The following is a 24,725-nucleotide window of genomic DNA, read 5'->3' on the forward strand; positions in this document are numbered from 1 at the left end:
ACCTTCCATGGCCAATCGAACAGTGACGATCCAGGATGTGGCGCGGTACGCGGGCGTGTCCCGCACGACCGTTTCCGATGCCCTCAACGGCACGGGCCGCGTCTCGGAATCGACCCGCGAGGCCGTCACGCGCGCCGCCGACGAGCTCGGGTACCGGCCGAACACCGCGGCGAAGTCGCTGCGCACCTCGACGACCGGCACGATCGGCATCCACCTGCCCGAGGCGATGACCCGCATCGACTACTACCTGCAGATCATCTTCGGAGCGCTCGAAACCGCGGCCATCGCCGACGTCGACGTCACGCTCATCACGTCGCGCCGACTCGGCGGCAACGCGCGCCCCCGCGTCGACGGCGTCATCGTCATCGACCCGCTCAGCGACGACGCGATCGCGCAGCAGCTGCTCGACCTCGACGTGCCAATCGTCACGCTCGAGCAGGCCCCCGGCCAGCGGCCCGACGGCGTCGTTACCGCCGACCACGAGGGCGCGCTCACCGAACTGCTCGAGCACCTCGGCGAGCGCGGCGCGCGCGCGCCTGCGCTCCTCGCCTCCCCCGCCGTCACCGACTGGGGTGTGCGCATCCAGCAGCGCTACCGCGAATGGTGCGCCGGGCGCGGCATTCCGGCGCTCATCACCGAGCGGCCCTTCGGCTCAGCACCAGCGTCGTACGCCGAGGCGCTGCGCGACCTGTTCGCGCTGCGCCCCGACGTCGACGGCGTTATTTGCGGCCCCGCGGGCTCGGCCCTCGTCGCCCTCGACGTGCTCGAAGACCTCGACAAGCAGGTCGGCCGCGACGTGCTCGTCGCCGCCCTCGTCGACAGCACGTCGCTCGTCTACACCGACCCGCCAATCACCGCGATCGACCTATCGCCCCGCGCGGCCGGCGCCGCCTGCGTCGAGGTGCTCATCGACCTCGTGCGGGGCCGCCGGCCGCGCGGTGGCGCCGACGTACCCCTGCCCATCCGCGTCGAGTACCGCGCCTCGACGGCGGGCGACGCTACGAGTTATCGATAACCGACGTCACCGTCGTCGTGTCGAAGGTCGCCGGGTCGGCGCCGCCGCGCGCGCCCGTGTCGAGCGCATTAATCGCCTCGATCTCGGCGCCCGAGAGCTCGAAGTCGAAGACGTTGAAGTTCGCGACGATGCGCTCGGGCGTGACCGACTTCGGAATCGCCGCCGTGCCCACCTGCAGGTGCCAGCGCAGCACGACCTGCGCCGGCGTCTTGCCGTGCGCCTCGGCCGCGGCGACGATCGCCGGGTCGCTAAAGATGTCGCGGCCCGTGTCGTTCTTCTGGCCGTAGCGGTCGGCACCGCCGAGCGGCGACCACGCCTGCGTCACAATGCCCTTGTCGGCGTCGTAGGCGCGCAGCTCGGGCTGCGAGAAGTACGGGTGCAGCTCGACCTGGTTGAGCGCCGGCACGATCTCGGCGCGCTCGGCGAGCCGGTCGAGGTCGGCCGGGGTGAAGTTGCACACGCCAATCGCGCGGGCGCGGCCCGACTCGAGGATCTTCTCGAGCGACGCCCACGCCTGCTCGGCGCGCTCGAACTCGCGCGGCCCTGGCCAGTGCAGCAGGTAGAGGTCGACGTAGTCGGTGCCGAGGCGGCGCAGGCTCGCGTCGAACCCGGTCTGCGCATCCTCGTAGTCGCTGATCCAGAGCTTCGTCGTGACGAACACGTGGTCGCGCGGCAGGCCCGCCGCCGCGAGCCCCGCGCCGACCTCTCGCTCATTCCCGTAAATCGCGGCCGTGTCGATGAGCCGGTAGCCGGTGCGCAGCGCCGTCTCGACGGCCGCCTGCGTGTCCTCCGGCGACGACTGGAAGACGCCGAAGCCGAGCGCCGGAAGCTCGATGCCGTTGTTCAGGGTGATCGACGGCTGCTGTGCGATCGAATCGTGCTGGGTCATATGAGTCCTCTCGTTGTGAGCCGCTATCGGCGCATGACGCGTCGAGCGAGCCAGTTCCCGAGCATCTGCACGGCCTGCACGACGATGACAATCGCGATCACGGCCGCCCAGGTGACGAGCGGGTTGAATTGACGGTACCCGTACTGGAGTGCAAAGTTTCCGAGACCGTCGCTACCGACGGCGCCGGCCATCGCCGACATGTCGATGACGGCGATGAACGCGAACGTGTACCCGAGAATCAGGGGCCCGAGGCCCTCGGGCACGACGACCGTGACGAGCGTGCGCAGGCGACTCGCGCCCGCGGCCCGGGCCGCCTCGACGACGCCCGGCGGCACCGTCACGAGCGCCTGCTCGACGAGTCGGGCGATGCCGAACGTCGCGGCGAACGCCATCGCGAACATCGCCATCTCATTGCCGATACCGACGCCGATCGTGAGCCGCGCGAGCGGCTGCAGCGCGGCGAGCATGATGATGAACGGGATCGGCCGGAAGAAGTTCACGAGCAGGTTGAGCACGTTGAACACCACCGACTGCTGCAGGATGTTCCCCGGCCGCGTCGCGTAGAGCAGCACGCCAATGATGAGGCCGAGCACGCCGCCCACCGCCATCGCGACGGCCACGAGCATGAGCGTGATCGCGAGCTGCTCGGGCAGGTCGGGCAGCAGCTCGAGCAGGCGGTCGGTGTTCTTGTCGAGGTAGAACATGGCTAGACCTCCGACCCTTCGGCTGCCGCGGGCAGCTCGGTGACCTCGGCGAGGTCGCGCACGCCGGCGATCGCCCGCTCGATCTCGTCGTCGGTACCGTGCAGTGCGAACGTGAGGTGGCCGAACAAGCGGCCCGTGATCTCGTGCATGCCGCCGTAGACGAGCTCCGCCTCGACGCCCGCGCGCACGAGTCGGCCGAGCACCTCGTGCTGCGACGTGCGCTCATCCGTCACCGAAATCGTGACGAGGCGGCCGTCGTGCCGGGCCCGAATCGCCTCGAGCTCGCGGCCCGTCGGTACCTGCGGCACGACCGACGCCACGAAGTTCTTCGTGGCCGGATGCTCGGGCTTCGAGAACACCCGGTACAGCTCGCCGTGCTCGACGACCCGGCCCTGTTCCATAACCGCGACGTGCGTCGCGAGCCGCTTGATCACATCCATCTCGTGCGTGATCACGACAATCGTGATGCCGAGTTCGCGGTTCACGCGCTCGAGCAGGTCGAGCACGTCGGAGGTCGTCTGCGGGTCGAGCGCGCTCGTCGACTCGTCGGCGAGCAGAATCTTCGGCGACGTCGACAGCGCGCGGGCGATGCCGACGCGCTGCTTCTGGCCGCCCGAAAGCTGGTCTGGGTACGCCTTCGCGCGATTGCCGAGGCCGACGAAGTCGAGCAGCTCGCGCACCCGCGCTTCGCGCGCATCCTTGTCGATGCCCGCGATCTTCATGGGGAACGCGACGTTCCCCGCCACCGTGCGCGAATTGAAGAGGTTGAACTGCTGGAAGATCATGCCGATATCGGTACGAACCTTCTGCATTTTCGACTCGGCGAGCCCGACGATCTCCTGGCCGTCAATCTCGATCGAGCCAGAGGTGGTTGGTTCGAGCGCATTGATGAGGCGCACGAGCGTCGACTTGCCGGCGCCCGAATACCCGATCACGCCGTAGATGCTGCCGGGCTCGATGTCGAGGCTCACGCCGTCGACCGCGCGCACCGACTCGTCTTTCCGTTTCGCCGCCGGGTACTCCTTGACGACGTCGCGCAACTTGATCATCGCCATGCTGCGTCCTTTCATTGCGCCTTACGCACGCGAGCGCGCACCCCTGAAATGTAGAGGTACGCGCTCACGCTCGCAATTGCTGGCTAGCCTTCGTTGCGGATGTCTTCCTGCACCTGGGCGAGCTGCTCCTGCAGCTCCTCCTTCGGGGTGGTGAGCATCTCGGCGGTACCGCCCGAGTTGTCGAGCACGCCCTGCTGCACCTCCTCGTTGGTCTGGTAGATCTCCACGAGCTTGTTCAGCGTCGGGTTGTCGGCGTCTTCGGCCTTCGAGGCGAAGATGTTCACGTACGCGAGGGCGGCGGGGTCGCTCGGGTCGTCCTGCGCGATCGCGTCGTCGGCCTCGAGGCCGGCGTCGGCGATGAAGTCGTTGTTGATGATCGCGGCGTCGAAGTCCTGCAGCGAGTTCGCGAGCAGGTCGGCGTTGAGCTCCTCAACCGTGACCTTCGAGTTCTCGGTGACGATGTCGTCGAGGGTCGAGAACGCGTTGCCGCCGTCTTCGAGCTCGATGAGGCCGGCCGACTGCAGCACGAGCAGCGCGCGGGCGCGGTTCGTCTCGTCGTTCGGCACGCCAACCTTGCCGCCCTCGGGGATGTCCTCAACCGAGTCGTACGTGTCGGAGTAGAGGCCGAGCGGGTAGATCGCCGTGGCGCCGATTGCGGTGAGGTCGTCACCGGCCGACTCGTTGTAGTTGGCGAGGTAGAGGATGTGCTGGAACTGGTTCAGCTGCACCTCGCCGGCCGAGAGGGCCGGGTTCGGCTGGTTGTAGTCGGCGAAGTCGACGAGCTCGACCTCGATGCCCTCGGCGGCGGCCGCGTCGACATAGGTCTGCCAGTACTCGTCAGAGGCGCCGACGACGCCGATCTTGATGGTCTGACCGGCGTACGGGTCGTCGCCAGTCGCGGCGGGTTCGTCGCTTGCACCGGCGCACGCGGTCAGGCTCGCGGCGAGGGCAAGCACGCCGGCAGCAGCCAGCCAGTTGCGAAGTCGGGCCATGATGGTTCCTTCCAATGGTGGCGCGCACGGCGCGCGCCAGTGGGATTCTCGAAAAGCCTAATTGCCTGAAGATTCCCTGAGTGGGTGGCGGTTCACGAGGCGTAATAATTCGCGCGGGTCGCGCGGCGCGACTCCTTCTAAGTAAGGTTGCCCTTAGTTCGCGGCCACCCCCTCGGCCGCGCCGAACAGGGGAAATCTGTGAGCAACATTCACGTTCTGCACGCCGAGTCGGGCCTCGTGCACGCCGAGGTCGTGCGGTCGGAGCGCGTCACGCCGAACATGCAGCGCGTCACCCTCGGCGGCGACGACCTGCGCCGCTTCGAGTACCGAGGCTTCGACCAGTGGTTCCGCCTCGCGCTGCCGGTGCAAGACTCGACGCGCTTCGACAATCTGCCGAGCAAGTTCGGCATCGGCGGCTACCTCAAGTACCTCACGCTGCCGAAGGGCACGCGCCCCGTCATTCGCAACTACACGGTGCGGCAATACCGGGCCGACCCCGTCGAGCTCGACATCGACTTCGTCGTGCACGCGGGCGAGACCGACGACGGCCACGCGGTGGGCGTCGCGGCGCCGTGGGCCCTCGCGGCGAAGCCGGGTGACGCGGTCGCGTTCATCGACCAGGGGTGCGGATACGCGCCGGTCGCGGCCGACTGGACCCTCCTCGTCGGCGACGAGAGCGCCCTGCCTGCCGTCGCCGGCGTGCTGCGCGATCTGCCGCGGGATGCGCGGGGCCACGCGATCATCGAGCTGTTCGACGAGCGCGACCGCCAGGACGTCGAGGCGCCCGAGGGCGTCGAGGTGCACTGGGTGCTCCGCTCGCCGACTGACGCGCCCGGCACGGCCGCGCTGCCGAAGCTCGCGGCGCTCGAATTCCCCGAGGGCAGCGTCTACGCCTTCGCGGTTGGCGAGTCGGCGGTCGCCACGGGCGCGCGCCGGCACCTCGTGAACGAGCGCGGCGTACCGAAGTCGAACGTCACCTTCAGCGGCTACTGGAAGCGCGGCAAGGCCTCGCCGTCGTAGGCCGCGGTCGCGGCTAGCCGATCGCGAGTCCGCCGTAGACGAACTGCCCCGGCTGCTGCGGGTGCTGCATCACGAGAATGCGGTCGCCGGGGCGGGGAATCTGCAGTTTCGAGACGAGCGTTTGGAAGTTGATCTGCTCCCCGGTCTCGAGGGTCGCCGAAATGATGACGACCGGGTCGTAGTTGATGAGCTGGCCGGTGTCGGCGAGCTGGTTCACGGTCGCGTTGATGGTGGGGAGCCCCTGCGCTTGGAGCGCGGCGGCCTCCTGTGCCTGCCGCGCGGTGCCGACGGCGGCGCCGAGCTGCGCCGCGTGTTCCGAGCCCATGAACCCCTTCATGAGCTTCCCGGTGAAGCCCTTGCCCGCGGCAATGTCCTCTGCCTGGCGCATTGCCTTCTCGGTACGGTCTTCTTTCTTGCGACCAAAGAGTGCCACGACGATGTCTCCTGACGGTTACGAGTACGTGCGGTCAGCGTAGGAAGCCTGGGTGTCGCGGTTCCCAGGTTTCGGGTCGCGAGTACACTGCTCGTGTTGGCGCGCGTCACGGCCGCCGACGCGGCGGTGGGGCTCGCCGTATCCAACCTCGGAGCATCCGACAACAGTCCCTACCTCGCAGCGCATCGCGCCCAATTTGCGACAGGTAGGAGAATCTTCGAGATGCACGACCACCCCGAACTTCCGCTCGATCCCGATACCGAGAACATCGATCTCGTCGGTGCGACCCGGGCGCGGCCCCTGCACCTGCGCGCGTCGTCGATCGCGCTCGTGTTCGTCGGCGGCACGCTCGGCGTCGCCGCGCGCGAGGGGCTCTCGCTCGCGTTCCCGACGACGGGCATGCCGTGGACGATCTTCGCGATCAACGTCGCGGGCGCGTTGGTGCTCGGCGTGCTCCTCGAGGCGCTCGCGCGCAGCGGCCCCGACGAGGGTCGCCGGCGCGGGCTGCGGCTGCTCGCCGGCACGGGGTTCCTCGGCGGGTTCACGACGTACAGCGCCCTCGCCGTCGATGCCACCGCGCTGCTCGCCGCCGGCGACGCCACGGCGGGCATCGGGTACGGCCTTCTGACCGTGCTCGTCGGCGGGGTCGCAACCTTCGCGGGCATCCTCGTCGCCTCGCTGCGTCGCCCGGCTCGTTCGGAGGCCGCCCGATGACCCCGCTGCTGTTCGCCGGCATCGCCCTCGCGGGCGGGCTCGGCTCGGTGTGCCGTCTCGTGCTCGACGGCCTGATTCGTGCCCGCACTGGCCGCCGGATGCCGTGGGGCACGATCACGCTCAACCTCACGGGCTCGTTCGTGCTCGGCCTCGTGACGGGACTCGTCGGGGCGGCCGTGCTGCCCTCGGCGGTGCAGCTCGTCGTCGGCACCGGTTTCCTCGGCGGCTACACAACGTTCTCGACCGCGAGCTTCGAGACCGTGCGGCTGCTACAGGAGCGTCGGTTCGGCGCGGCCGCGGCGAACGGGCTCGGCGTGCTCGTCGCGGCCGGCGCGGCGGCCGCCCTTGGGCTGTGGCTTGGCGGACTCGGACAGCTGGGGTAGGCGCGCCGGAATTGTTCCCAGCCACGCGGAGCACACTCGGGGAAACCCTCGAGAGAAAGCTGCGTCATGGCCGATATCACCGCGATCCTCAACGACCTTCCCGTCGCCGACCTCGCCAAGCGCGTCGGCGCCTCGCCCGACGACGTGCAGCGCGCGCTCGGAGACCTGCTGCCGTCGCTCGTCGGCGGCATGCAGGCGAACGCCCAGGCGCCCTCGGGTGCCGCCTCCCTCACCTCGGCTCTCGAGCAGCACATCGACGGCGCCCAGCGCGTCGATGACGTCGACGAGGCCGACGGCGAGAAGATCGCCGCCCACGTCTTCGGCGGTGAGCAGGATGCCGTGGTGGCGAAGGTCGCCGAGCACTCCGGCAACGACAAGGGCCTGATTCAGAAGCTGCTGCCGATCGTCGCGCCCCTCGTGATGGCCTGGCTCGCAAGCCGATTCGCGAAGGGCAGCGGCACGAAGGAGGCCTCGGGCGGCACCGCGGGCGGCGGGCTCGGCGACCTGCTCGGGCAGATGCTCGGCGGTGGCTCGAGCTCGTCGGGAGGCGGCTTCGGCAACATCCTCGACTCGCTCGGCGGGCTGCTCGGCGGCGGGCGGAAGTAGCCGGCGCCGCTGGATTACGCCGTCGCGGTCGCCTCGCGCGGGGTCTCGTCGGCGGTCTCGTCGACCTCGTCAGCCTCGTCGAAGCGCAGACCCTCGCGCGGCGCGTTGTAGCGCGATTCGTCGAGCAGACCCTCGCGCTTCGCGACGATCGCCGGGATGATCGCCTGGCCCGACACGTTGAGCGCGGTGCGCCCCATGTCGAGAATCGGGTCGATCGCGAGCAGCAGGCCGACACCCTCGAGCGGCAGGCCGACGGTCGAGAGCGTCAGCGTGAGCATGACGGTCGCGCCCGTCGTGCCAGCGGTCGCGGCCGAACCCACCACCGAAACGAGCACGATAAGCCCGTACTGAATCAGCGAGAGCTCGATGCCGAAGAACTGGGCCACAAAGATCGCCGCGATCGCGGGGTAAATCGCCGCGCAGCCATCCATCTTCGTCGTCGAACCGAGCGGCACCGCAAACGACGCATACGCACGGGGCACGCCGAAGTAGCGCTCCGCGACCGCCTGCGTGATCGGCAGCGTGCCGAGCGACGAGCGGCTCACGAAACCGAACTGCGCCGCGGGCCACACGCCCGAGAAGTACTGCTTCGCCGAGAGGCCATTCGCCTTCGCGAGCAGCGGATACACAACAAAGAACACGATGAGCAGGCCCGCGTAGACCGCGCCGACGAACCACGCGAGCGACGTGAGGCGCTCCCAGCCGTACTGCACGACCGCGTTGCCGATGAGACCGAGCGTGCCGATCGGGGCGATGCGGATGATCCAGTAGACGACGTGCTGAATGACCGCGAGCAGCGACTCGGTGAACTTCAGGAACGGCTCGGCCTTCTTGCCGACCTTGAGCGCAGCCAGGCCGAGCACGACCGCCACGACAATGATCTGCAGGATGTTGAACTTCACGCCGCCGTCAATTTCGCCCGAGGCATCCACCTCGCCCGTGATGCCGAGGCCGAGGAAGTTCTCGGGCACGAGGCCCGTGAGGAACGCGATCCACGACCCGTGCGTGCCCGGCTCGCCCGCCTCGAGGCCCGTGCCCGCGCGGTTGCCCGGCTGCAGCACGAGACCGAGCGCGATGCCGATCATGACGGCGATGAACGCGGTAATCGCGAACCAGAGGATCGTCTGGCCCGCGAGGCGCGCGGCGTTCTGCACGCGGCGCAGGTTCGAGATCGACGCGATGATCGCGGTGATGACGAGCGGCACGACGGCCGCCTGCAGAATCGTGACGTACGCGCGGCCGATCGTCGCGAGCGTTCCCGATAGCGCGGTCGGCTCCTCGGTGGTCGCGCCAAGCTGGCGCGCAAGCAGGCCGAGGCCGATACCGAGAATCAGGGCGGCAATAATCTGGAAACCGAAGGAGCGGTAGAAGGGTTTCTTCTGCGCCGCCTTCGTCGATGCGTTACTCAATGGTGCTCCGAAGGTCAGGATGTGCGAGCGAGTCTCGCGTGCCCGCGCGGGTTCTGCGCGGGGCGGACGCGCGAGGCCAACGCACATCCAAGCACGCAGATTCCCGCCGCGATGGCCGGAGCGGCGAATGTTACGTCGAGGCGAAAATTGCGCGCACGGTCGCGGTGAGCACCCGCTCGGCGTCGACCCACGCGTATCCGCCGAGCTCGTGCAGAAAGAGTCCCTCGAAGGTCGTCGCGATGAGCTGAACCGCCAAGTCGACGTCGGGCGTCCCGAGGGCGACGAGCGGTGGGCGGATGCGCGCCTCGATTCGGCGCCGGCCTTCGGCGAGCTGGTCGCGAATCGCCTCGTCGTGAGCTGCTTCGACCATGAGCGCGAGGCGCGCCGCGGTGATCGCCCGACCGGACCCCGTGAGGTGGCGATAGATGCCCGCGAGCGCCGCCGCGAACTCGTCGGGAGTCGCGACGGCGAATCCGGCGTCGACCTCGGGTACCTCGTGCGCGAGCATGTGTTCGGTTACGCCGGCGAGGAGGGCCGCGCGGGTACGGAACGCGTTCGACGTCGAGCCGCGCGGCAGCCCCGCGCGCTCGTCGATTTGAAGATGGGTAAGGCGGCGGATGCCCCCATCGGCGAGCAGGTCGATTGCCGCGGTGAGGATGCGGTCGCGGTTGGTCGGCATGTGTCGAGGTTACTATGAACGTAGTGATTTTACACTACGTTCGTAGTATCGTGGGGTTATGTCGGGGCTCGACCTACTCGCGGCGACCGTACTGGTGCTGCTCTTCGTAACAGTGCTCCTGGGACTCAGCTCGCTGACCAGGTGGCTGCGGCACCGTACGGCCGAGTTTCCGCGGCGTCGCGTGACTGCGCACGTCGCGCTCCAGCTCGCGAGCATCGCGCTGTGGGTGCTGTTTCTCGTGAACGACTCGCTGCTCATCGCATGGCTCACCTTTGTGACGATCACGATCGGGCAGACGTTCGGCGACCGGCTCATGTTCGCGAGCTACCGCGCCCGGCGGCAGGTTTCCGGGCCGCTGAATTATGGCGCCGTTGCCCGCGACGTGCTCGGCTTCTCGCGCCCGGTCGCCGCCCTGCACGCGATTATCGGCGCTGCCGCCTACTTCACGATGCTCGTGACGTGCATCCTCGCGTCGGTGCAGTAGGGCAGAATCGCGGCATGACCTCGAGCCCGGATGCCGCGAAGGCGCTGCGCGACATCGTTGCGATCCGTCGTGTGCGCGACCGCATCGACCGCGAATTCGCGCGGCCGCTCGACGTCGAGGAGCTCGCCCGTGGCGCGCACATGTCGGCCGGGCATCTGAGCCGAGAGTTTCGCCGCGTGTTCGGCGAGCCGCCGTACTCGTACCTCATGACTCGCCGGGTCGAGCGGGCCATGACGCTCCTGCGCCGCGGCGACCTCACCGTCACCGAGGTCTGCTTCGAGGTCGGCTTCTCGTCGCTCGGTACCTTCAGCACTCGCTTCACCGAGCTCGTCGGCATGCCGCCGAGCAAATACCGTGAGCTGCTGCGCGAATCGATGGCGGGCATCCCGCCCTGCATCGTGAAGCAGGTGACGCGACCGGTCAGGAATCAAGAAGCGCGCACCCCGGGAAGCTCCCTAGCGTGAGTGCCATGAACGTCATCATTCATTACGCATTCCTGCCCCACACCGACCCCGAAGCCTCGCTCGCCTTCTACCGAGACACCCTCGGCTTCGAGGTGCGCCAAGACGTCGGCTACGAGAACATGCGCTGGATCACCGTCGGCCCCGCCTGCCAGCCCGACACCTCGATCGTGCTGCACCCGCCCGTCGTCGACCCGAGCGTCACCGACGAAGAGCGACAGACCGTGCTCGAGCTCATGGCGAAGGGCGTGCTCACGGCGGTCACCCTCGCGAGCGACGACCTCGACGGGCTCTTTGCAAAGCTCGAAGCGGCCGGCGCCGATGTCATTCAGGAACCCACCGACCAGGATTACGGCGTGCGCGACTGCGCGTTCCGCGACCCGTCGGGCAACCTCATCCGCGTGAACCAGCTCGGGTAGCGGGGCGGGCACCGGGTCACCGCTGCTGAGCAGCCTTTCGCGGCTTCCGCAGATTCACGTAGATCGACGAGCGGCGGCCCGGATGCGCGGGGTCGTACCGCACGTTGTATCGGTCGCCGACGTTGGGCTTCACGCCGTCTCGCGTGGGAATCGTCGCCGCCGACCCGTCCATCCAAGAGAACGACCTCGTTTCGCTCGAGGACACCAAGGGGCTCTTCCTCTCCTCGAACGTCGTCTCGCTCGCCAGCGACAAGATCGATGACAAGGCCGCCGAGATCATTAACGAGGTGAGCGCCGCGATGAGCCCTGAAGACCTCATCTCATTGAACGAGCGCAGCGTCACCGATCAGCTCCCCGCCGCTGAGATCGTCAAAGACTGGCTCAGCGACGAGGGTCTCCTCTAAATCACACTGAACGGACATCCCGTCGATGACTCAGCACACGCCTGCGGCGAACGCCTCAAAAGGCTGACTCGGCCTAGTCGTCGTGCTTGCGCTGTGGAACATGCATTCCGAGTCTTCAGATTGTGGAGCCTAGGAGATTCGAACTCCTGACATCCTGCTTGCAAAGCAGGCGCTCTACCAACTGAGCTAAGGCCCCGAGTGCACCGCAAGCGGCGACTTGGTGGGGCTACAAGGACTTGAACCTTGGACCTCTTCGTTATCAGCGAAGCGCTCTAACCGCCTGAGCTATAGCCCCATATGCCTCTCGGGGAACCTCCGAAAACGTTCCCGGCACGAAGAGACACATTACCACAAATGTTAGTTGTTGGTGAACCCCATCACGACGCCGCCGGTGAGCCGGCTGCCGAGGTTGAACAGCAGCGCGAACACGGCACCGAGCGCCGTCAACACGACCACCTGCAGCACCGCGATGATCACCGAGAAGCCGAGCACGCCACCGAAGTTGATGAACGTCTCGATCGTGACCGTCTCGCTGCCGGTGACGTCGTTGAGCAGGTTGTTAATCGACTCCATCACGCCCGTGTTCGCGAGCACCGTCCACAGCAGCACGGCCGCGACAATCGTGACGATTCCAAGGCACAGCGACAGCAGGAACGAGAGCTTCGCGACCGACCAAACGTCGACCTGCAGGAGGCGGAGGCGCACCTGCTTCTTCGAGGTCCGACGCTCGGACTTTTTTGCCAGCTTGTCTGCGACTGAGGTCATGATGTCCGATCCTACTGGTCGTCGGAATCGAGCGCCTCATCCGATTCGTCGACACTCGACGCCTCGGGCGACTCGGATGCGACACTCGGCTCGGGCGCGTCGGTCGGCTCCGACTCGGGCGCCGCCGACTCGTCGCCGGCCTCCGCATCCTCGTCCATGCCGAGGTCTCGCTCGGTGTTCCGCGCCATACCAATGATGTGGTCGTTCGCGCCGTGACGGGCAAACACAACGCCCATCGTGTCGCGGCCCTTCGCGGGCACCTCCGACACGTTCGAGCGCACAACCTTGCCCGAGTTGAGGATCACGAGCACCTCGTCGCCCTCACGCACGAGCATCGCGCCCGCGAGGTTGCCACGCTCATCCGACTGCTTCATCACCTTGATGCCGAGACCGCCGCGGCCCTGAATCCGGTAGTCACCGACGGCCGTGCGCTTCGCGTATCCACCCTCGGTGATCGTGAACACGTACAGGTCGTCGTCGGCCGCCACGGCCGCGTTGATGAGGTAGTCGCTCCCACGGAACGACATACCCTTCACGCCCGACGTGTCGCGGCCCATGGGCCGCAGCTGCTCGTCGTCGGCGATGAAGTGCAGCGACTGCCCCTCGTGCGAGAACAGGAAGATGTGGTCGCCGTGCTTGATCGTCATCGCCGAGACGAGCTCGTCGCCGTCGCGGAGCTTGATCGCAATGATGCCGGCCTGACGGTTCGTGTCGTAGAGCGAGAGGTCGCTCTTCTTCACGAGCCCGTTGCGGGTCGCGAGCACGAGGTAGTCGTCTTCCTCGTAGTTCTGCAGGTCAAGAATCTGGGCAACCTGCTCGTCGGGCTGCAGCGGCAGCAGGTTCGCGATGTGCTGCCCCTTCGAGTCGCGGCTCGCCTCCATCAGCTCGTAGCACTTCGTGCGGTACACGCGACCGAACGTCGTGAAGAACAGCAGCCAGTGGTGTGTTGTCGTCACGAAGAAGTGCTCGACAACGTCATCGGCCTTGAGCTGCGCCCCGCGCACGCCCTTGCCGCCACGGCGCTGCGAGCGGTAATTGTCACTGCGGGTGCGCTTGATGTAGCCATCGCGCGTCACCGTCACGACCATTTCTTCGACGGGGATGAGGTCTTCGTCAGCGACGTCGCCGTTGAACCCGCGAATGATCTCGGTGCGGCGGTCGTCGCCAAAGCGACGCACGATCTCGGTGAGCTCGTCAGAGATGATCTCGCGCTGCTGCTCGGGCGAGGCAAGAATGCCCTTGTACTCGAGAATCATCTTTTCGAGGCGGTCGGCCTCGTCGGTAATCTTCTGTCGTTCGAGCGCCGCGAGTCGACGCAGCTGGAGGTTGAGGATCGCCGACGCCTGAATCTCGTCGACGTCGAGCAGCTCCATGAGGCCCGTGCGCGCAACGTCGACCGTCGCCGACGCCCGGATGAGCGCGATGACCTCGTCGAGCGCGTCGAGCGCCTTGAGGTACCCGCGCAGCACGTGTACCTCTTCTTCGGCCTTGCGCAGCCGGTACTCGGTGCGGCGCACGATGACCTCGATCTGGTGCGCCACCCAGTGATGAATGAACCCGTCGAGCGAGAGCGTGCGAGGCGCGCCATCGACAATCGCGAGCATGTTTGCGCCGAACGTGTCCTGTAGCTGCGTGTGCTTGTAGAGGTTGTTCAGCACGACCTTCGCGACCGCGTCGCGCTTCAGCACGATCACGAGGCGCTGACCCGTGTGACCCGAGGTCTCGTCGCGAATGTCGGCGATGCCCTGCAGCTTGCCGTCACGCACCATCTCAGCAATGCGCGAGGCGAGGTTGTCGGGGTTCACCTGGTACGGCAGCTCGGTGACGACGAGGCAGGTGCGGTTACCGATCTCCTCGACGTTCACGACCGCCCGCATCGTGATCGAGCCGCGACCCGTGCGGTACGCCTCCTGAATGCCCTTCTGGCCAAGAATCTGCGCGCCGGTCGGGAAGTCGGGGCCCTGGATGCGCTCAATGAGCGCCTCGAGCAGCTCCTCGCGGGTCGCCTCGGGGTGCTGTAGCGCCCACAAGGCGCCGTCGGCCACCTCGCGGAGGTTGTGCGGCGGGATCTTCGTCGCCATACCGACGGCAATACCCTCCGACCCGTTCACGAGTAGGTTCGGGAACCGCGCCGGGAGCACGGTGGGCTCCTGCGTCTGGCCGTCGTAGTTGTCGGTGAAGTCGACGGTGTCTTCTTCAATGTCGCGCACCATCTCGAGGGCGAGGGGCGCCATCTTCGTCTCGGTGTACCGGGGCGCCGCGGCGCCGTCGTTCCCGGCCGAACCGAAGTTGCCCTGCCCGAGCGCGAGCGGGTAGCGCAGCGACCACGGCTGCACGAGACGCACGAGGGTGTCGTAGATCGCCGAGTCACCGTGCGGGTGGTACTGACCCATGACGTCGCCCACGACGCGGGCGCACTTCGAGAACGACTTGTCGGGGCGGTAGCCGCCGTCGTACATGCCGTAAATCACGCGCCGGTGCACGGGCTTCAAGCCGTCGCGCACCTCGGGCAGCGCGCGCCCCACGATCACGCTCATCGCGTAGTCGAGGTACGAGCGCTGCATCTCGAGCTGCAGGTCGACCCGCTCGATGCCGCCGCCGGCGATCGGCGTCTCGTTGGTGGTGTTGGTTTCGTCAGCCATACGTTTCTACTTCGCTGCCTCAGTCAAAAAGTCGGTGCGCCAGGCGCGGGAATGTGCGCGGTTGCGCCTAGATGTCGAGGAATCGCACGTCGTGTGCGTTGCGCTGAATGAACGCGCGACGCGACTCGACGTCTTCGCCCATGAGCGTCGAGAACACCTCGTCGGCCGCCTCGGCGTCGGCCATCGTGACCTGCCGCAGCGTGCGCGTCTCGGGGTTCATCGTCGTGTCCCAGAGCTCGTTGTAGTTCATCTCGCCAAGACCCTTGTAGCGCTGGATCGAGTTGTCCTTCGGCAGGCGACGACCGGCCGCGCGGCCCGCCGCGATGAGCGCATCCCGCTCTTCGTCGGAGTACGCGTACTCGTGCGCCGCGTTCGACCACTTGAGGCGGTAGAGCGGTGGGGACGCGAGGTAGACGTAGCCCGAGTCGATGAGCGGCTGCATGAACCGGAACAGCACCGTGAGCAGCAGCGTCGTGATGTGCTGGCCGTCGACGTCGGCGTCGGCCATGAGAATCACCTTGTGGTACCGGGCCTTCGCGACGTCGAAGTCGTCGCCGATGCCCGTACCGAAGGCGGTGATCATCGACTGAATCTCAGCGTTCTGCAGTGCGCGGTCGAGGCGCGCCTTTTCGACGTTGAGCACCTTGCCGCGCAGCGGCAGAATCGCCTGCGTGCGCGGGTTGCGGCCCTGCACCGCCGACCCACCGGCCGAGTCACCCTCGACCATGAAGATCTCCGACTCCGCGGGGTTCCGCGACATGCAGTCCTTGAGCTTGCCGGGCATCCCGCTCGACTCGAGCAGGCCCTTGCGGCGCGTCTGCTCGCGCGCCCGACGGGCGGCGAGGCGAGCGGCGGATGCCTGGGTCGCCTTACGAATAATGTCGCGAGCCTGCGTGGGGTTGCGGTCGAGCCACTCCGTGAGCGCCTGGCTCGTGACGCGCTGCACGTACGCCTTCGCCTCGGTGTTGCCGAGCTTCATCTTCGTCTGGCCCTCGAACTGCGGTTCGCCGAGCTTCACCGAAATGATCGCCGCGAGGCCCTCGCGAACATCCTCGCCCGAGAGGTTCTCGTCTTTCTCTTTGAGGAGGTTCTTGTCGCGCGCGTACCGGTTCATCGTGGTCGTGAGCGCCGTGCGGAAGCCCTCGAGGTGCGTGCCACCCTCGCGGGTGTTAATCGTGTTCGCGAACGAGTGCACCGACTCGCTGTACGCCTCGGTCCACTGCATCGCGATCTCGACCGAAATCGTCGCGTCGCTGTCTTCCTCGACCATGTCGATGACCTCGGGGTGCACGACATCGATCTTCTTGCGCTTCACGAGGTGCTCGACGTAGTCGACAAGGCCGCGGTCGTACTTGAAAACCTGCTTGCGCTGCGTGAACTCCGGCGTCACCGGGGTCGTCTCCGCCTCGGGCTCGCCAACCTGCTCATCGGGTGCCTGTACAACCGGCTCGCCTTCGCCCTCGATGGGCTCGAGCACCTCGTGCACCTGCGTGATGCCCTCGTTCAGCGTCGCGGGGTCACGCTCATCGACGAGCGTGATGCGCAGGCCGCGGTTGAGGAACGCCATCTGCTGGAACCGCGTGCGCAGCGTCTCCCAGTCGAACTCAACCGTCTCGAAGATGTCGCCGTTCGGGTAGAACGTGATGCGCGTGCCCGTGACGTCGGTCGCGTCACCCTGCTCGAGCGGGCCCTGCGGCACGCCATTCGCAAACTCCATGCGCCACTCGTAGCCGTCACGCGACACCTCGGCGATGAAGCGGGTCGACAGCGCGTTCACCACCGACGAGCCGACGCCGTGCAGACCGCCCGACACCGCGTATCCGCCGCCGCCGAACTTGCCGCCCGCGTGGAGCTTCGTGAGCACGACCTCGAGCGTCGAGATCTTCTCGATCGGGTGCTCGCTCACGGGAATACCGCGACCGTTGTCGACGACGGTCACGCCGCCGTCTTCGCGCAGGCGCACCTCAATGTCGTCGCAGTAGCCGGCGAGCGACTCGTCGACCGAGTTGTCAACGATCTCGTAGACCAGGTGGTGCAAACCGTCGGGGCCAGTGGAGCCGATGTACATACCGGGGCGCTTCCGCACCGCCTCGAGCCCTTCGAGCACCTGGATCTGGCCAGCGCCGTAGTCGTGCTCGACCCGGCCGGTGGTTGATCCGTTCTGGTTTGCCCCAGTGTCGGTCATACGGACTCCTCTAGTGTTCACTTCGCATGGCCCCGAGCGCGCAGCGAGGTTCTCGCCGGCGACACTCAGAGTCTCAGACGATCAATTCTACCAAGAAGTTCACGGAAAGGCCGTTATTTGCCGTTCTCGCGGCTTTTCCCCCCAGCCCCGTGGTTCCCTACCCATAGGTGTCCCGAGGCCCGCGGCCCGGCACAGAACGATTTCCGTGTCGCCACGACGGCGCCCCGGGGTTAAGGAACTTGATGTCGTCGAGCTCGACCTCGGGAACGGCGGCACGGATGCGCCCAAGCAGCTCCCCACGAATCGATCGCAGCTGCGTGGCCCAGGCCGTCGAGTCGCACTGCACGAGCAGCACGCCCTCCTCGACATAGAGCGGTTTCGTGTGCGCCGCCGTGCGGGCGCCCGCGAACTCCTCCCAGCCGTCTATCACCCGCGCCTGGGCGAGCGGGGTCTGCCAATCGAACTGCGCGAACAGCTGACCAAGCACGGCGCCCGACGACTGCGGGTCGCGCTTCGGACCGAACGGCAGGTGCTCCTCGCTGTCGGGCTCTTCGGGGGTGGATGCGCCCCGCCGGCCCAGCAGCCGTCGCGAAATCTTCTGCCCGCCGAACACCTCTTTGCAGCGCATCCACACCAGCGACGACTCGCTGAAGTCAGCCATCGCGCGCCTCGATCTCACCCGCGCGGATGCGAATCGTGTCGGTTCGCAGGTCTTCGGGCAGGTCGGTCACCACGGCGCACGTCACGAGAACCTGCTCGAAATCGCGCACCGAATCGGCGAGCCGCGCCCTGCGCGACCCGTCGAGTTCGGCGAAGACGTCGTCGAGGATCAGCACGGGGTCGCCGGTGCGCGACTCATCCCGAATGAGCTCCGCCGCCGCGAGCTTGAGCGCGAGCGCGAACGACCACGATTCCCCGTGGCTCGCGGTGATGCGGGCCGGCAGGCCGTTCAGCCAGAACGTCGCGTCGTCGCGGTGCGGGCCGACGAGCGTCACCCCGCGCTCGAGCTCGCGCGGGCGCGCATCCGTGAGCCGCTCGCGGAACCGCTCGGCGATCTCGTCGACCGTCACGACGCCACCGATCTCCTCGCCCTCGCCGTCGCCATCCATGTGTTTCCCCGCATCGGCGAGCGAGCTCACCCGCATGCTGATGCTCGCACCGTGGTCGGCATCGACGAGCGCCGTGTAGGCCTTCGCGAGGTGCGGCCGCAGCCGTTCGACGAGCGCGAGGCGCTGCGCGACGACCCGGGTGCCGAGCTCGATCAGCTGATCGTCCCAAATCTCAAGCGTCGTGAGCTGCTCGACCGCGAGCCGCTGCTGCCGTGCCGACTTCAGCAGCGAGTTGCGTTGCCGCAGCACGCGCTCGTACTTCGAAATTGTGTCGCCAAACCGGGGCGAGTGGGTGACGAGCAGCTGATCGAGAAACTCGCGGCGCTGGCCCGGGTCGCCCCGCACAAGCGAGAGATCCTCGGGGGCGAACACGACGGTTGTGAAGAACCGCGGCAACTCGCGCGCCTTCACTGCGTGGCCCCGCACCCGCGGCTTGTTGCTGCCCGATTTCGCGATCTCGACGTCGATTGAGAGCGTGCGCTCGCCGTGCGCGAGCTCCGCCCGCACAATCGCGCCCTCCTCGCCAAACCTCACGAGTGCGGTGTCTGACGACACCCGGTGCGACTTCAGCGTGCCGAGGTACGCGATCGCCTCGACCAGATTCGTCTTCCCCTGGCCGTTCGCGCCCTCGAACACCTGGATGCCCGGGTGCAGCTCGAGTTCGGCCGTGCGGTAATTGCGAAAATTCCGCAGGCTCAGGTGGGTGACGTGCACTGTCGCGCTAGCGCATGAGCAGGTTCGGCTGCAGCAGGTAGCGGAAGGTGTCGGTCGCGGCCGACTCGTCGAGCGACGTCTGGCCGGTGAGCAGCACGGGGCCGGGCTTGTTCGGGTTGTCGGTCGCGGTGAACGCGATCTTCACGAACGCCGAGTGCACCGAACCGACGCCCTCAAGCAGGAACTGCGGCTTGAGCGATACGACAATGTCGTCGCCCTGCAGGTTGATGCTCAGTTCCTCGGCGCCGGCGGCCTGCTCGGCGCCCATCGCGTCGAGTTTGAGGCCCTCCTCGGTGAAGCTGAAGCGCAGCGCCTGCTCGCGCTCGAGCACGAGCTGCATGCGGCGCACGGCGTCGACAACATCGCTGCCCTGCAGTACCGCGAAGTGCGGAGTCTCGGCCGGGAACAGCCGCGAAACCGCGGGGAAGTTGCCCTTGATCAGCAGCGACGTCACCGTGCGGCCATCCGCCGTGAACGCAATGAGCTGGCGGTCGCCCTCGCTCACGAGCGTGATGACAACCTCGTCGGCGTGGGAGAACGACTTACCGACCTCGCCGAGCGTGCGCGACGGCACGAGCGCCTGGTCGCCCTCGGCGAAATTGCTCTGCCACTCGATCTCGCGCACGGCGACCCGGTAGCGGTCGGTCGCGACGAGCTGCAGCTGCGTCGGCGAGAACGTGAGGTGCACACCCGTGATGACCGGAGCGACATCTTCGCGCGAGGCCGCGACGACGACCTGGCTGATCGCCTCCGAGAAGTCGGCGCCCGAGACGACACCAGAGGTGCCCTCGATCGTGGGGAGTGCCGGGAACTCTTCGAGCGGCATCGTCGGCAGCGTGAAGTTTGTGCGACCACAGGTGATCGTGATGCCGCGATCGTCGCGCTCGACCTGCACCGGTGCATCCGGCAGTCGGCTCGCGATGTCGGCGAGAAGTCGACCCTGCACGAGCACCGCACCCGAGTCTTCGACGTTCGCGTCAACCGACGTGCGGCTCGAAACCTCGTAGTCGAAGGTCGAGAGTTGCAACTTGTCACCCGTGGCTTCGAGCACAACACCGCTGAGGATGGGGAGGGTCGGCCGCTGCGGGAGGAGCTTGACGACAAACGACACGGCGTCGCTGAACATGTCGCGGTTGACTTCAAACTTCATGGGCGATTCCTCCATGGCTCGGTGGGGAATCAATGCTAGCGGGTTGGTGTTGCCAGTGTCTCATCGCGCCATTTGTCGTGGCTGCGCTCGGCCGTCTCTTCGACGTCAACGGCCGGCAACCTCAATGTCACCGGCGGGCTTCTTTGGGGTAGGAAATCTGTAACCTCACTCTTAACACCTGTGGATGGTGTGGATAACTCTGTGGTGAACAGTGTTTCCCAGGGAACTACATCGGTGAAAGATGTGATTTTCACGTGGATGGAAAGTGAGCATCGTCCCCAGTTTTCGAGCAATTTGCTGGGGACTGCACAGGGTGAGTGAGATTCGGCACAGGTTGTCCACGTCGCGGCCGTCGCTTTCCACAAGTTATCCACAACTTGATGATTTTCCAGATTCCACGGGTTGTCCACGCGGTTGTCCACAGAGTTATCCACAGGCAGTGCAGACAACTACGCGCCCGAGGGCGATTTTGCCGTCGAGCGCGTGCGGTGTGTGGTTTTGTCGGTGGTGCCTTGTGGTGTGTGGCGTCGGGCGGTCAGCGTCCTGCCGGTTGGCGGATGCGCGCCGTGAGCTCGGTGACCTGGTTGAAGACCGAGCGGTCTTCGGTCATCAGCTTCGTGATCTTTCGGTGGGCGTACATGACCGTCGTGTGGTCGCGTCCGCCGAACAGCTGGCCGATCTTCGGCAGCGAGAGGTTCGTCATCTCGCGGCAGAGGTACATCGCAATCTGACGGCTCGTCGCGATCGCCTGTGAGCGGCTCGACCCGTAGAGGTCGTCGTTCGTCAGGTGAAAGTACTCGGCGGTCTCGCGAATGATGTCCTGCGGCGCGATGACGTTCGGCTCGTCGTTCGTGATGAGGTCTTTTAGCACCGTCGTCACGAGACTGAGGTCGATCGCCTGCTGATTCAGGTTCGCGAACGCCGTCACGCGAATGAGCGTGCCCTCGAGCTCACGAATCGAGCTCGTGACGTGCACGGCAATGAACTCGAGCACATCGTTCGACAGCTCGAGGCGGTCGGCCTCGGCCTTCTTCCGCAGAATCGCGATGCGCGTTTCGAGGTCGGGCGACTGCACGTCGGTGATCAGGCCCCACTCGAACCGCGACCGCATGCGATCCTCAAACCCGGTGAGCTGCTTCGGGGGCACATCTGAGGTGATGACCACCTGCTTGTTGTGCTCGTGCAGCGTGTTGAAGGTGTGGAAGAAGGTCTCCATCGTCGAGTCCTTGCCCTGCAAGAACTGAATGTCATCGATGAGAAGGATGTCGTTGTTGCGGTAGCGCTGGTGGAACTCCGCCGAGCGGTTCTGCGAGATCGAGTTGATGAAGTCGTTCGTGAACTCTTCGCTCGAGACGTACCGAACCTTGATGCCCGGGTACATGTCCTGCGCGTAGTGGCCGATCGCGTGGAGCAGGTGCGTTTTGCCGAGCCCCGAGTCGCCATAAATAAAGAGGGGGTTGTAGGCGCGCGCCGGCGTCTCGGCCACCGCGACCGCGGCGGCGTGCGCGAAGCGGTTCGAGCCACCGATGATGAAGTTCTCGAAGATGTACTTCGGGTTGAGCCGCGAGTCACCGTTCGGGGGTGTCGCGACCGGGTCGTGATACGGCGCAACGTCGAGGCCCTGGGCCGGCTGCTGGACTGCCTGCGGGGGCGCCGCGAGCGGGTGCTCCGCAGCTGGCCGCGGCGGCGCATCCACCTGTGGATAACTGGTGGATAAGTCGGCAAATTGGTCGTCGTAGGTCGCGCCACGGTGCGCCTGCGCGACCTGATCGAGGGCGCTTTCCGGTGCGACGGCGTCGTCGTAGACGCGAACATCCGGCTCCGGGGTCGGCTCGGCATTCGGATTCACGACGATCGCGAAGTTCTTCACCTCGCCGGCAGCGGGCGTCGTCGCGATTGCGTCGAGCAGGTGCACGCGGCCGCGCTGCTCGATCTGCGAGCGGGTGAGATCGTTCGGCACCTCAAGGTAAATAGTGCCGTCCATCACGCCTTTTGCCTGCACCAGCGCGAAATATCCCCGCATCGAACCGGGCACATCGCGGTTGTTGCGGATCGCCTCAAACAGTTCTAACCAGACCGCTGACACGGCTTGCGTCACGTGTGGCTTCCTCTCGGTGGTCTGGCTGGGTGGTTTTTGGGCGCTCGGCACCGCGGTCGTGTGAAGACCCGACCGCGTAATCTGCTCGTACCGTGCGGCTCTGCACGTCGATCGTCTCTCAAGCTATCCACAATTGCAAAGTTATCCACAGGACCTGTGGAAAAGGTTGCCCATTGTGGCCGCAAGTGACGCCGTGCGGGGCAGATACGCAACTGTAAACCACATCACGGGCACGGCGCGAACCGAGGCGCTCAGCGTTTGATCATCTCCGGCGAGTCGGGCCAGGTGAGAGCGAGAATCGTGGTAGCCCGCCAACATTCGAGCTCGCATCAACCTTGACCTGACCCTTGAATGTGGCGTACCCTGATGCAGTTATGCCCGCATCCGGGCCTTGTTTCGCTGCCCCACAGCCTCGGGCCCCGATCAGGAGATTTTCTTATGTCGAAGCGTACTTTCCAGCCGAACAACCGCCGCCGCGCCAAGAAGCACGGCTTCCGCGCCCGCATGCGCACCCGCGCCGGCCGCGCCGTCATCGCCGCGCGCCGCTCGAAGGGCCGCAAGGTCCTCTCGGCGTAGTTCCCGTGCTCGCTCGCGCGAACCGAGTTACGAGCGGGGCCGACTACCGTCGCATCTCCCGTCGTGGCCGTCGCGCGAACGCCGCCGGTCTCGTCGCGATCGGCGAGGCGAACCGCGACTCCGCAACACCCACCCGCTTTGGTTTCATCATCACCAAGCGGGTGGGTGTTGCCGTTGTGCGGAATCGCACGAGGCGCCGGCTCAAGGCCATCACGCACGAGCTGCTGCTCCTGCTGCCGACGGGCGCGTCATTCGTGATCCGCGTTTTCCCCGAGGCTGCGTCGTTCTCCTACGAGCAACTGCGGCGCGAGACACGTCGCGCAGTGCTCGACAGCGCCGGTCGGCTCGGGATGCACACCTCGGGCGTCGAAGCCGACGACGAGTTCTGCTCGTGCTCCGACGCGACCGGCTGATCGACGACGACCGATGCTGCGTATCCTGCACACCATCACGCTCGTGCCCCGAAACCTCGGCATCGTGCTCCTCCTGCTGTACCGGCGCATCATCTCGCCCATCTACGGCGATGTGTGTCGGTATTACCCCACCTGTTCCGCGTATGGTTTAGAAGCAGTGCAGGTGTATGGCCTGGTGCGCGGGAGCTACCTGGCGGCTCGACGGATCATGCGATGCCATCCCTGGGCGAAGCCGGACTTTGACTACGTCCCGGAGCCCAAACGTCCCTTCCCGATTCGACGGACCAAGTTGGGGTTCGTCGTGTCTGACATGCAAATGAAAGGCGAAGACGCTCGATGAACTTCTTCGACATAATTCTCTGGCCCCTGCGGTGGGTGATCGAGCTCATCCTCGTCGGCGCCCACTCGTTCTGGAGCTTCCTCGGGCTTCCCGCCGACAGCGGCTGGACCTGGGTGCTGTCGGTGCTCGTCATCGTGCTCGTCGTGCGCTCGGCGATGATTCCGCTCATGGTGCGCCAGATCAAGTCGATGCGCGGCATGATGGAGCTCCAGCCCGAACTGAAGAAGATTCAGGACAAGTACAAGGGCAAGCGCGACCAGTTCTCGCAGCAGGCGATGCAGCAAGAGACGATGGCGCTCTACAAGCGCCACGGCTCGAGCCCGCTGTCGAGCTGCTGGCCGATGCTCATCCAGATGCCGATCTTCTTCTCGCTCTACCGAGTGCTGAACGCGGCGAACCACCAGGAGGCCGGCGTCGGCCTCATGAGCCAAGACCACGCTGTGCTGCTCGCGAACTCCGAGATCTTCGGAGCCCCGCTGAGCTCGATCCTCTCGCAGGCCAACGGCAACACCAACGTCATCATCGTCGCGATCGTGCTGATCGTGCTCATGGTTGCAACGCAGTTCTTCACGCAGCGCCAGATCACCTCGCAGAACATCTCGGAGGCCGCGAAGGCGTCGCCGATGTTCCGTCAGCAGCAGATGCTCATGTACCTGCTCCCGCTCGTCATGGCGGTCTCGGGCATCATGTTCCCGATCGGCGTGATGATCTACTGGTTCCTCACGAACGTGTGGACGACCGGTCAGCAGTGGTGGACCATCCGCAACATGCCGACCCCCGGTTCCGACGCCTACAAGAAGCGCGTTGAGCGGCTCAAGGAGCGCGGCAAGTGGGAGAACCACCCCGACAACCCGGCGAACCGCATCGTGCGTGACGGCAAGACCGCGCGCGAGCTCGAGCTCGAGGCACAGGAGAAGAAGTCGCAGCAACGTCAGCAGCCGGTGTCGAAGCAGCGACAGAAGAAGAAAAAGAAGAAGTAGCTGCGGGATGCGGGTGTCGGGTCGGATGACTCGGCACCCGCTTTTCGGTCGGGGCGAGGATGACCCGGCGCCCGGTTACCCACTAA

27 protein-coding genes and 2 tRNA genes are annotated in these 24,725 nt (G+C 66.3%); 13 read left to right on the forward strand and 16 right to left on the reverse strand.

Annotation, left to right across the window (positions count from 1 at the left end):
* Positions 1-7 precede the first annotated feature (7 nt).
* A complete protein-coding gene (locus G328_RS0104035) occupies positions 8-1,015 on the forward strand; it encodes a LacI family DNA-binding transcriptional regulator (protein WP_026339639.1) in 1,008 nt (335 codons plus the stop codon).
* On the opposite strand, the gene G328_RS0104040 is transcribed toward G328_RS0104035, so the two are convergent.
* The 4 genes from G328_RS0104040 to G328_RS0104055 all read right to left on the reverse strand — a co-directional run bounded on the left by G328_RS0104040 (position 999) and on the right by G328_RS0104055 (position 4,655).
* Positions 999-1,904: an aldo/keto reductase gene (locus tag G328_RS0104040; RefSeq protein ID WP_019618065.1), complete on the reverse strand. Its 906-nt coding sequence runs from the start codon at positions 1,902-1,904 to the stop codon at positions 999-1,001. The two genes, G328_RS0104035 and G328_RS0104040, sit on opposite strands and share 17 nt — an antisense overlap.
* Before the next feature lie 23 nt (positions 1,905-1,927).
* Entirely contained in the window at positions 1,928-2,608 is a 681-nt protein-coding gene (locus tag G328_RS0104045) for a methionine ABC transporter permease (RefSeq protein ID WP_019618066.1), read from the reverse strand.
* 2 nt (positions 2,609-2,610) lie between these two features.
* Entirely contained in the window at positions 2,611-3,663 is a 1,053-nt protein-coding gene (locus G328_RS0104050) for a methionine ABC transporter ATP-binding protein (RefSeq protein WP_019618067.1), read from the reverse strand.
* 83 nt (positions 3,664-3,746) lie between these two features.
* A complete protein-coding gene (locus G328_RS0104055; protein ID WP_019618068.1) occupies positions 3,747-4,655 on the reverse strand; it encodes a MetQ/NlpA family ABC transporter substrate-binding protein in 909 nt (302 codons plus the stop codon).
* Between the two features lie 198 nt (positions 4,656-4,853).
* On the opposite strand from G328_RS0104055, the gene G328_RS0104060 reads away from it, so the two are divergent.
* Positions 4,854-5,675: a siderophore-interacting protein gene (locus G328_RS0104060; RefSeq protein WP_019618069.1), complete on the forward strand. Its 822-nt coding sequence runs from the start codon at positions 4,854-4,856 to the stop codon at positions 5,673-5,675.
* A gap of 13 nt (positions 5,676-5,688) precedes the next feature.
* On the opposite strand, the gene G328_RS0104065 is transcribed toward G328_RS0104060, so the two are convergent.
* Positions 5,689-6,108 (reverse strand): hypothetical protein, encoded by a 420-nt coding sequence (locus G328_RS0104065; RefSeq protein ID WP_019618070.1) that lies wholly within the window; start codon positions 6,106-6,108, stop codon positions 5,689-5,691.
* A gap of 96 nt (positions 6,109-6,204) precedes the next feature.
* Here G328_RS0104065 and G328_RS0104070 point away from each other — a divergent pair, with 96 nt between their 5' ends.
* The 3 genes from G328_RS0104070 (at position 6,205) to G328_RS0104080 (ending at position 7,811) form a co-directional block, all read left to right on the forward strand.
* Complete coding sequence (locus tag G328_RS0104070; RefSeq protein WP_338063009.1) at positions 6,205-6,822, forward strand: fluoride efflux transporter FluC; 618 nt, start codon at positions 6,205-6,207, stop codon at positions 6,820-6,822.
* Positions 6,819-7,205: a fluoride efflux transporter CrcB gene (crcB, locus tag G328_RS0104075; protein WP_019618072.1), complete on the forward strand. Its 387-nt coding sequence runs from the start codon at positions 6,819-6,821 to the stop codon at positions 7,203-7,205. Before G328_RS0104070 ends, crcB begins: the two co-directional genes overlap by 4 nt.
* Positions 7,206-7,271: 66 nt before the next feature.
* Entirely contained in the window at positions 7,272-7,811 is a 540-nt protein-coding gene (locus G328_RS0104080; RefSeq protein WP_019618073.1) for a DUF937 domain-containing protein, read from the forward strand.
* A 14-nt stretch (positions 7,812-7,825) separates the two neighbouring features.
* Here the strand turns inward: G328_RS0104080 and G328_RS0104085 are convergent, their stop codons facing one another.
* Entirely contained in the window at positions 7,826-9,220 is a 1,395-nt protein-coding gene (locus G328_RS0104085) for a dicarboxylate/amino acid:cation symporter (RefSeq protein WP_019618074.1), read from the reverse strand.
* A gap of 130 nt (positions 9,221-9,350) precedes the next feature.
* Positions 9,351-9,899: a TetR/AcrR family transcriptional regulator gene (locus G328_RS14125; RefSeq protein WP_019618075.1), complete on the reverse strand. Its 549-nt coding sequence runs from the start codon at positions 9,897-9,899 to the stop codon at positions 9,351-9,353.
* Positions 9,900-9,957: 58 nt separating this feature from the next.
* On the opposite strand from G328_RS14125, the gene G328_RS0104095 reads away from it, so the two are divergent.
* The 4 genes from G328_RS0104095 (at position 9,958) to G328_RS0104115 (ending at position 11,667) form a co-directional block, all read left to right on the forward strand.
* Entirely contained in the window at positions 9,958-10,383 is a 426-nt protein-coding gene (locus G328_RS0104095) for a hypothetical protein (RefSeq protein ID WP_019618076.1), read from the forward strand.
* Positions 10,384-10,397: 14 nt separating this feature from the next.
* Complete coding sequence (locus G328_RS0104100; RefSeq protein ID WP_019618077.1) at positions 10,398-10,847, forward strand: helix-turn-helix transcriptional regulator; 450 nt, start codon at positions 10,398-10,400, stop codon at positions 10,845-10,847.
* Between the two features lie 5 nt (positions 10,848-10,852).
* Positions 10,853-11,263, forward strand: coding sequence for a VOC family protein (locus G328_RS0104105; protein WP_019618078.1), 411 nt, complete (start codon positions 10,853-10,855; stop codon positions 11,261-11,263).
* A 143-nt stretch (positions 11,264-11,406) separates the two neighbouring features.
* On the forward strand, positions 11,407-11,667 hold the full coding sequence (locus G328_RS0104115; RefSeq protein WP_019618080.1) for a glycine betaine ABC transporter substrate-binding protein: 261 nt from the start codon (positions 11,407-11,409) through the stop codon (positions 11,665-11,667).
* A 123-nt stretch (positions 11,668-11,790) separates the two neighbouring features.
* Here the strand turns inward: G328_RS0104115 and G328_RS0104120 are convergent.
* The 9 genes from G328_RS0104120 to dnaA all read right to left on the reverse strand — a co-directional run bounded on the left by G328_RS0104120 (position 11,791) and on the right by dnaA (position 22,330).
* Positions 11,791-11,863 (reverse strand) — tRNA-Ala (locus G328_RS0104120).
* A 22-nt stretch (positions 11,864-11,885) separates the two neighbouring features.
* A tRNA-Ile gene (locus G328_RS0104125) sits at positions 11,886-11,962 on the reverse strand.
* A 62-nt stretch (positions 11,963-12,024) separates the two neighbouring features.
* Positions 12,025-12,432, reverse strand: a complete 408-nt coding sequence (locus G328_RS0104130) for a DUF3566 domain-containing protein (protein ID WP_019618081.1) — start codon at positions 12,430-12,432, stop codon at positions 12,025-12,027.
* An 11-nt stretch (positions 12,433-12,443) separates the two neighbouring features.
* The gene (gene gyrA / locus G328_RS0104135; RefSeq protein ID WP_019618082.1) at positions 12,444-15,074 is read right to left on the reverse strand and encodes a DNA gyrase subunit A; all 2,631 of its coding nucleotides are present in this window, start codon (positions 15,072-15,074) and stop codon (positions 12,444-12,446) included.
* 67 nt (positions 15,075-15,141) lie between these two features.
* Positions 15,142-17,259: a DNA topoisomerase (ATP-hydrolyzing) subunit B gene (gene gyrB / locus G328_RS0104140; RefSeq protein WP_019618083.1), complete on the reverse strand. Its 2,118-nt coding sequence runs from the start codon at positions 17,257-17,259 to the stop codon at positions 15,142-15,144.
* Positions 17,260-17,416: 157 nt separating this feature from the next.
* Positions 17,417-17,920 (reverse strand): DciA family protein, encoded by a 504-nt coding sequence (locus G328_RS0104145; protein ID WP_019618084.1) that lies wholly within the window; start codon positions 17,918-17,920, stop codon positions 17,417-17,419.
* The gene (recF, locus tag G328_RS0104150) at positions 17,913-19,082 is read right to left on the reverse strand and encodes a DNA replication/repair protein RecF (protein ID WP_019618085.1); all 1,170 of its coding nucleotides are present in this window, start codon (positions 19,080-19,082) and stop codon (positions 17,913-17,915) included. Before recF ends, G328_RS0104145 begins: the two co-directional genes overlap by 8 nt.
* A gap of 7 nt (positions 19,083-19,089) precedes the next feature.
* Positions 19,090-20,232: a DNA polymerase III subunit beta gene (dnaN, locus tag G328_RS0104155; RefSeq protein WP_019618086.1), complete on the reverse strand. Its 1,143-nt coding sequence runs from the start codon at positions 20,230-20,232 to the stop codon at positions 19,090-19,092.
* Between the two features lie 535 nt (positions 20,233-20,767).
* Complete coding sequence (gene dnaA, locus G328_RS0104160) at positions 20,768-22,330, reverse strand: chromosomal replication initiator protein DnaA (RefSeq protein WP_019618087.1); 1,563 nt, start codon at positions 22,328-22,330, stop codon at positions 20,768-20,770.
* 438 nt (positions 22,331-22,768) lie between these two features.
* Between dnaA and rpmH the strand changes: the two genes are divergently transcribed.
* Genes rpmH through yidC form a run of 4 tightly spaced genes read left to right on the forward strand, consistent with a single transcriptional unit; the run spans position 22,769 to position 24,639 of the window.
* Positions 22,769-22,906, forward strand: a complete 138-nt coding sequence (gene rpmH / locus G328_RS0104165) for a 50S ribosomal protein L34 (RefSeq protein WP_019618088.1) — start codon at positions 22,769-22,771, stop codon at positions 22,904-22,906.
* Between the two features lie 5 nt (positions 22,907-22,911).
* Positions 22,912-23,319, forward strand: coding sequence for a ribonuclease P protein component (gene rnpA / locus G328_RS14130; protein WP_019618089.1), 408 nt, complete (start codon positions 22,912-22,914; stop codon positions 23,317-23,319).
* A gap of 13 nt (positions 23,320-23,332) precedes the next feature.
* A complete protein-coding gene (gene yidD, locus G328_RS0104175; protein WP_019618090.1) occupies positions 23,333-23,659 on the forward strand; it encodes a membrane protein insertion efficiency factor YidD in 327 nt (108 codons plus the stop codon).
* Positions 23,656-24,639 (forward strand): membrane protein insertase YidC, encoded by a 984-nt coding sequence (yidC, locus tag G328_RS0104180; protein WP_019618091.1) that lies wholly within the window; start codon positions 23,656-23,658, stop codon positions 24,637-24,639. The genes yidD and yidC overlap by 4 nt, the downstream gene beginning before the upstream one ends.
* Positions 24,640-24,725: the final 86 nt, after the last annotated feature.

This window comes from [Zimmermannella] faecalis ATCC 13722 (assembly GCF_000381765.1).
Lineage (GTDB): Bacteria > Actinomycetota > Actinomycetes > Actinomycetales > Microbacteriaceae > Gulosibacter > Gulosibacter faecalis.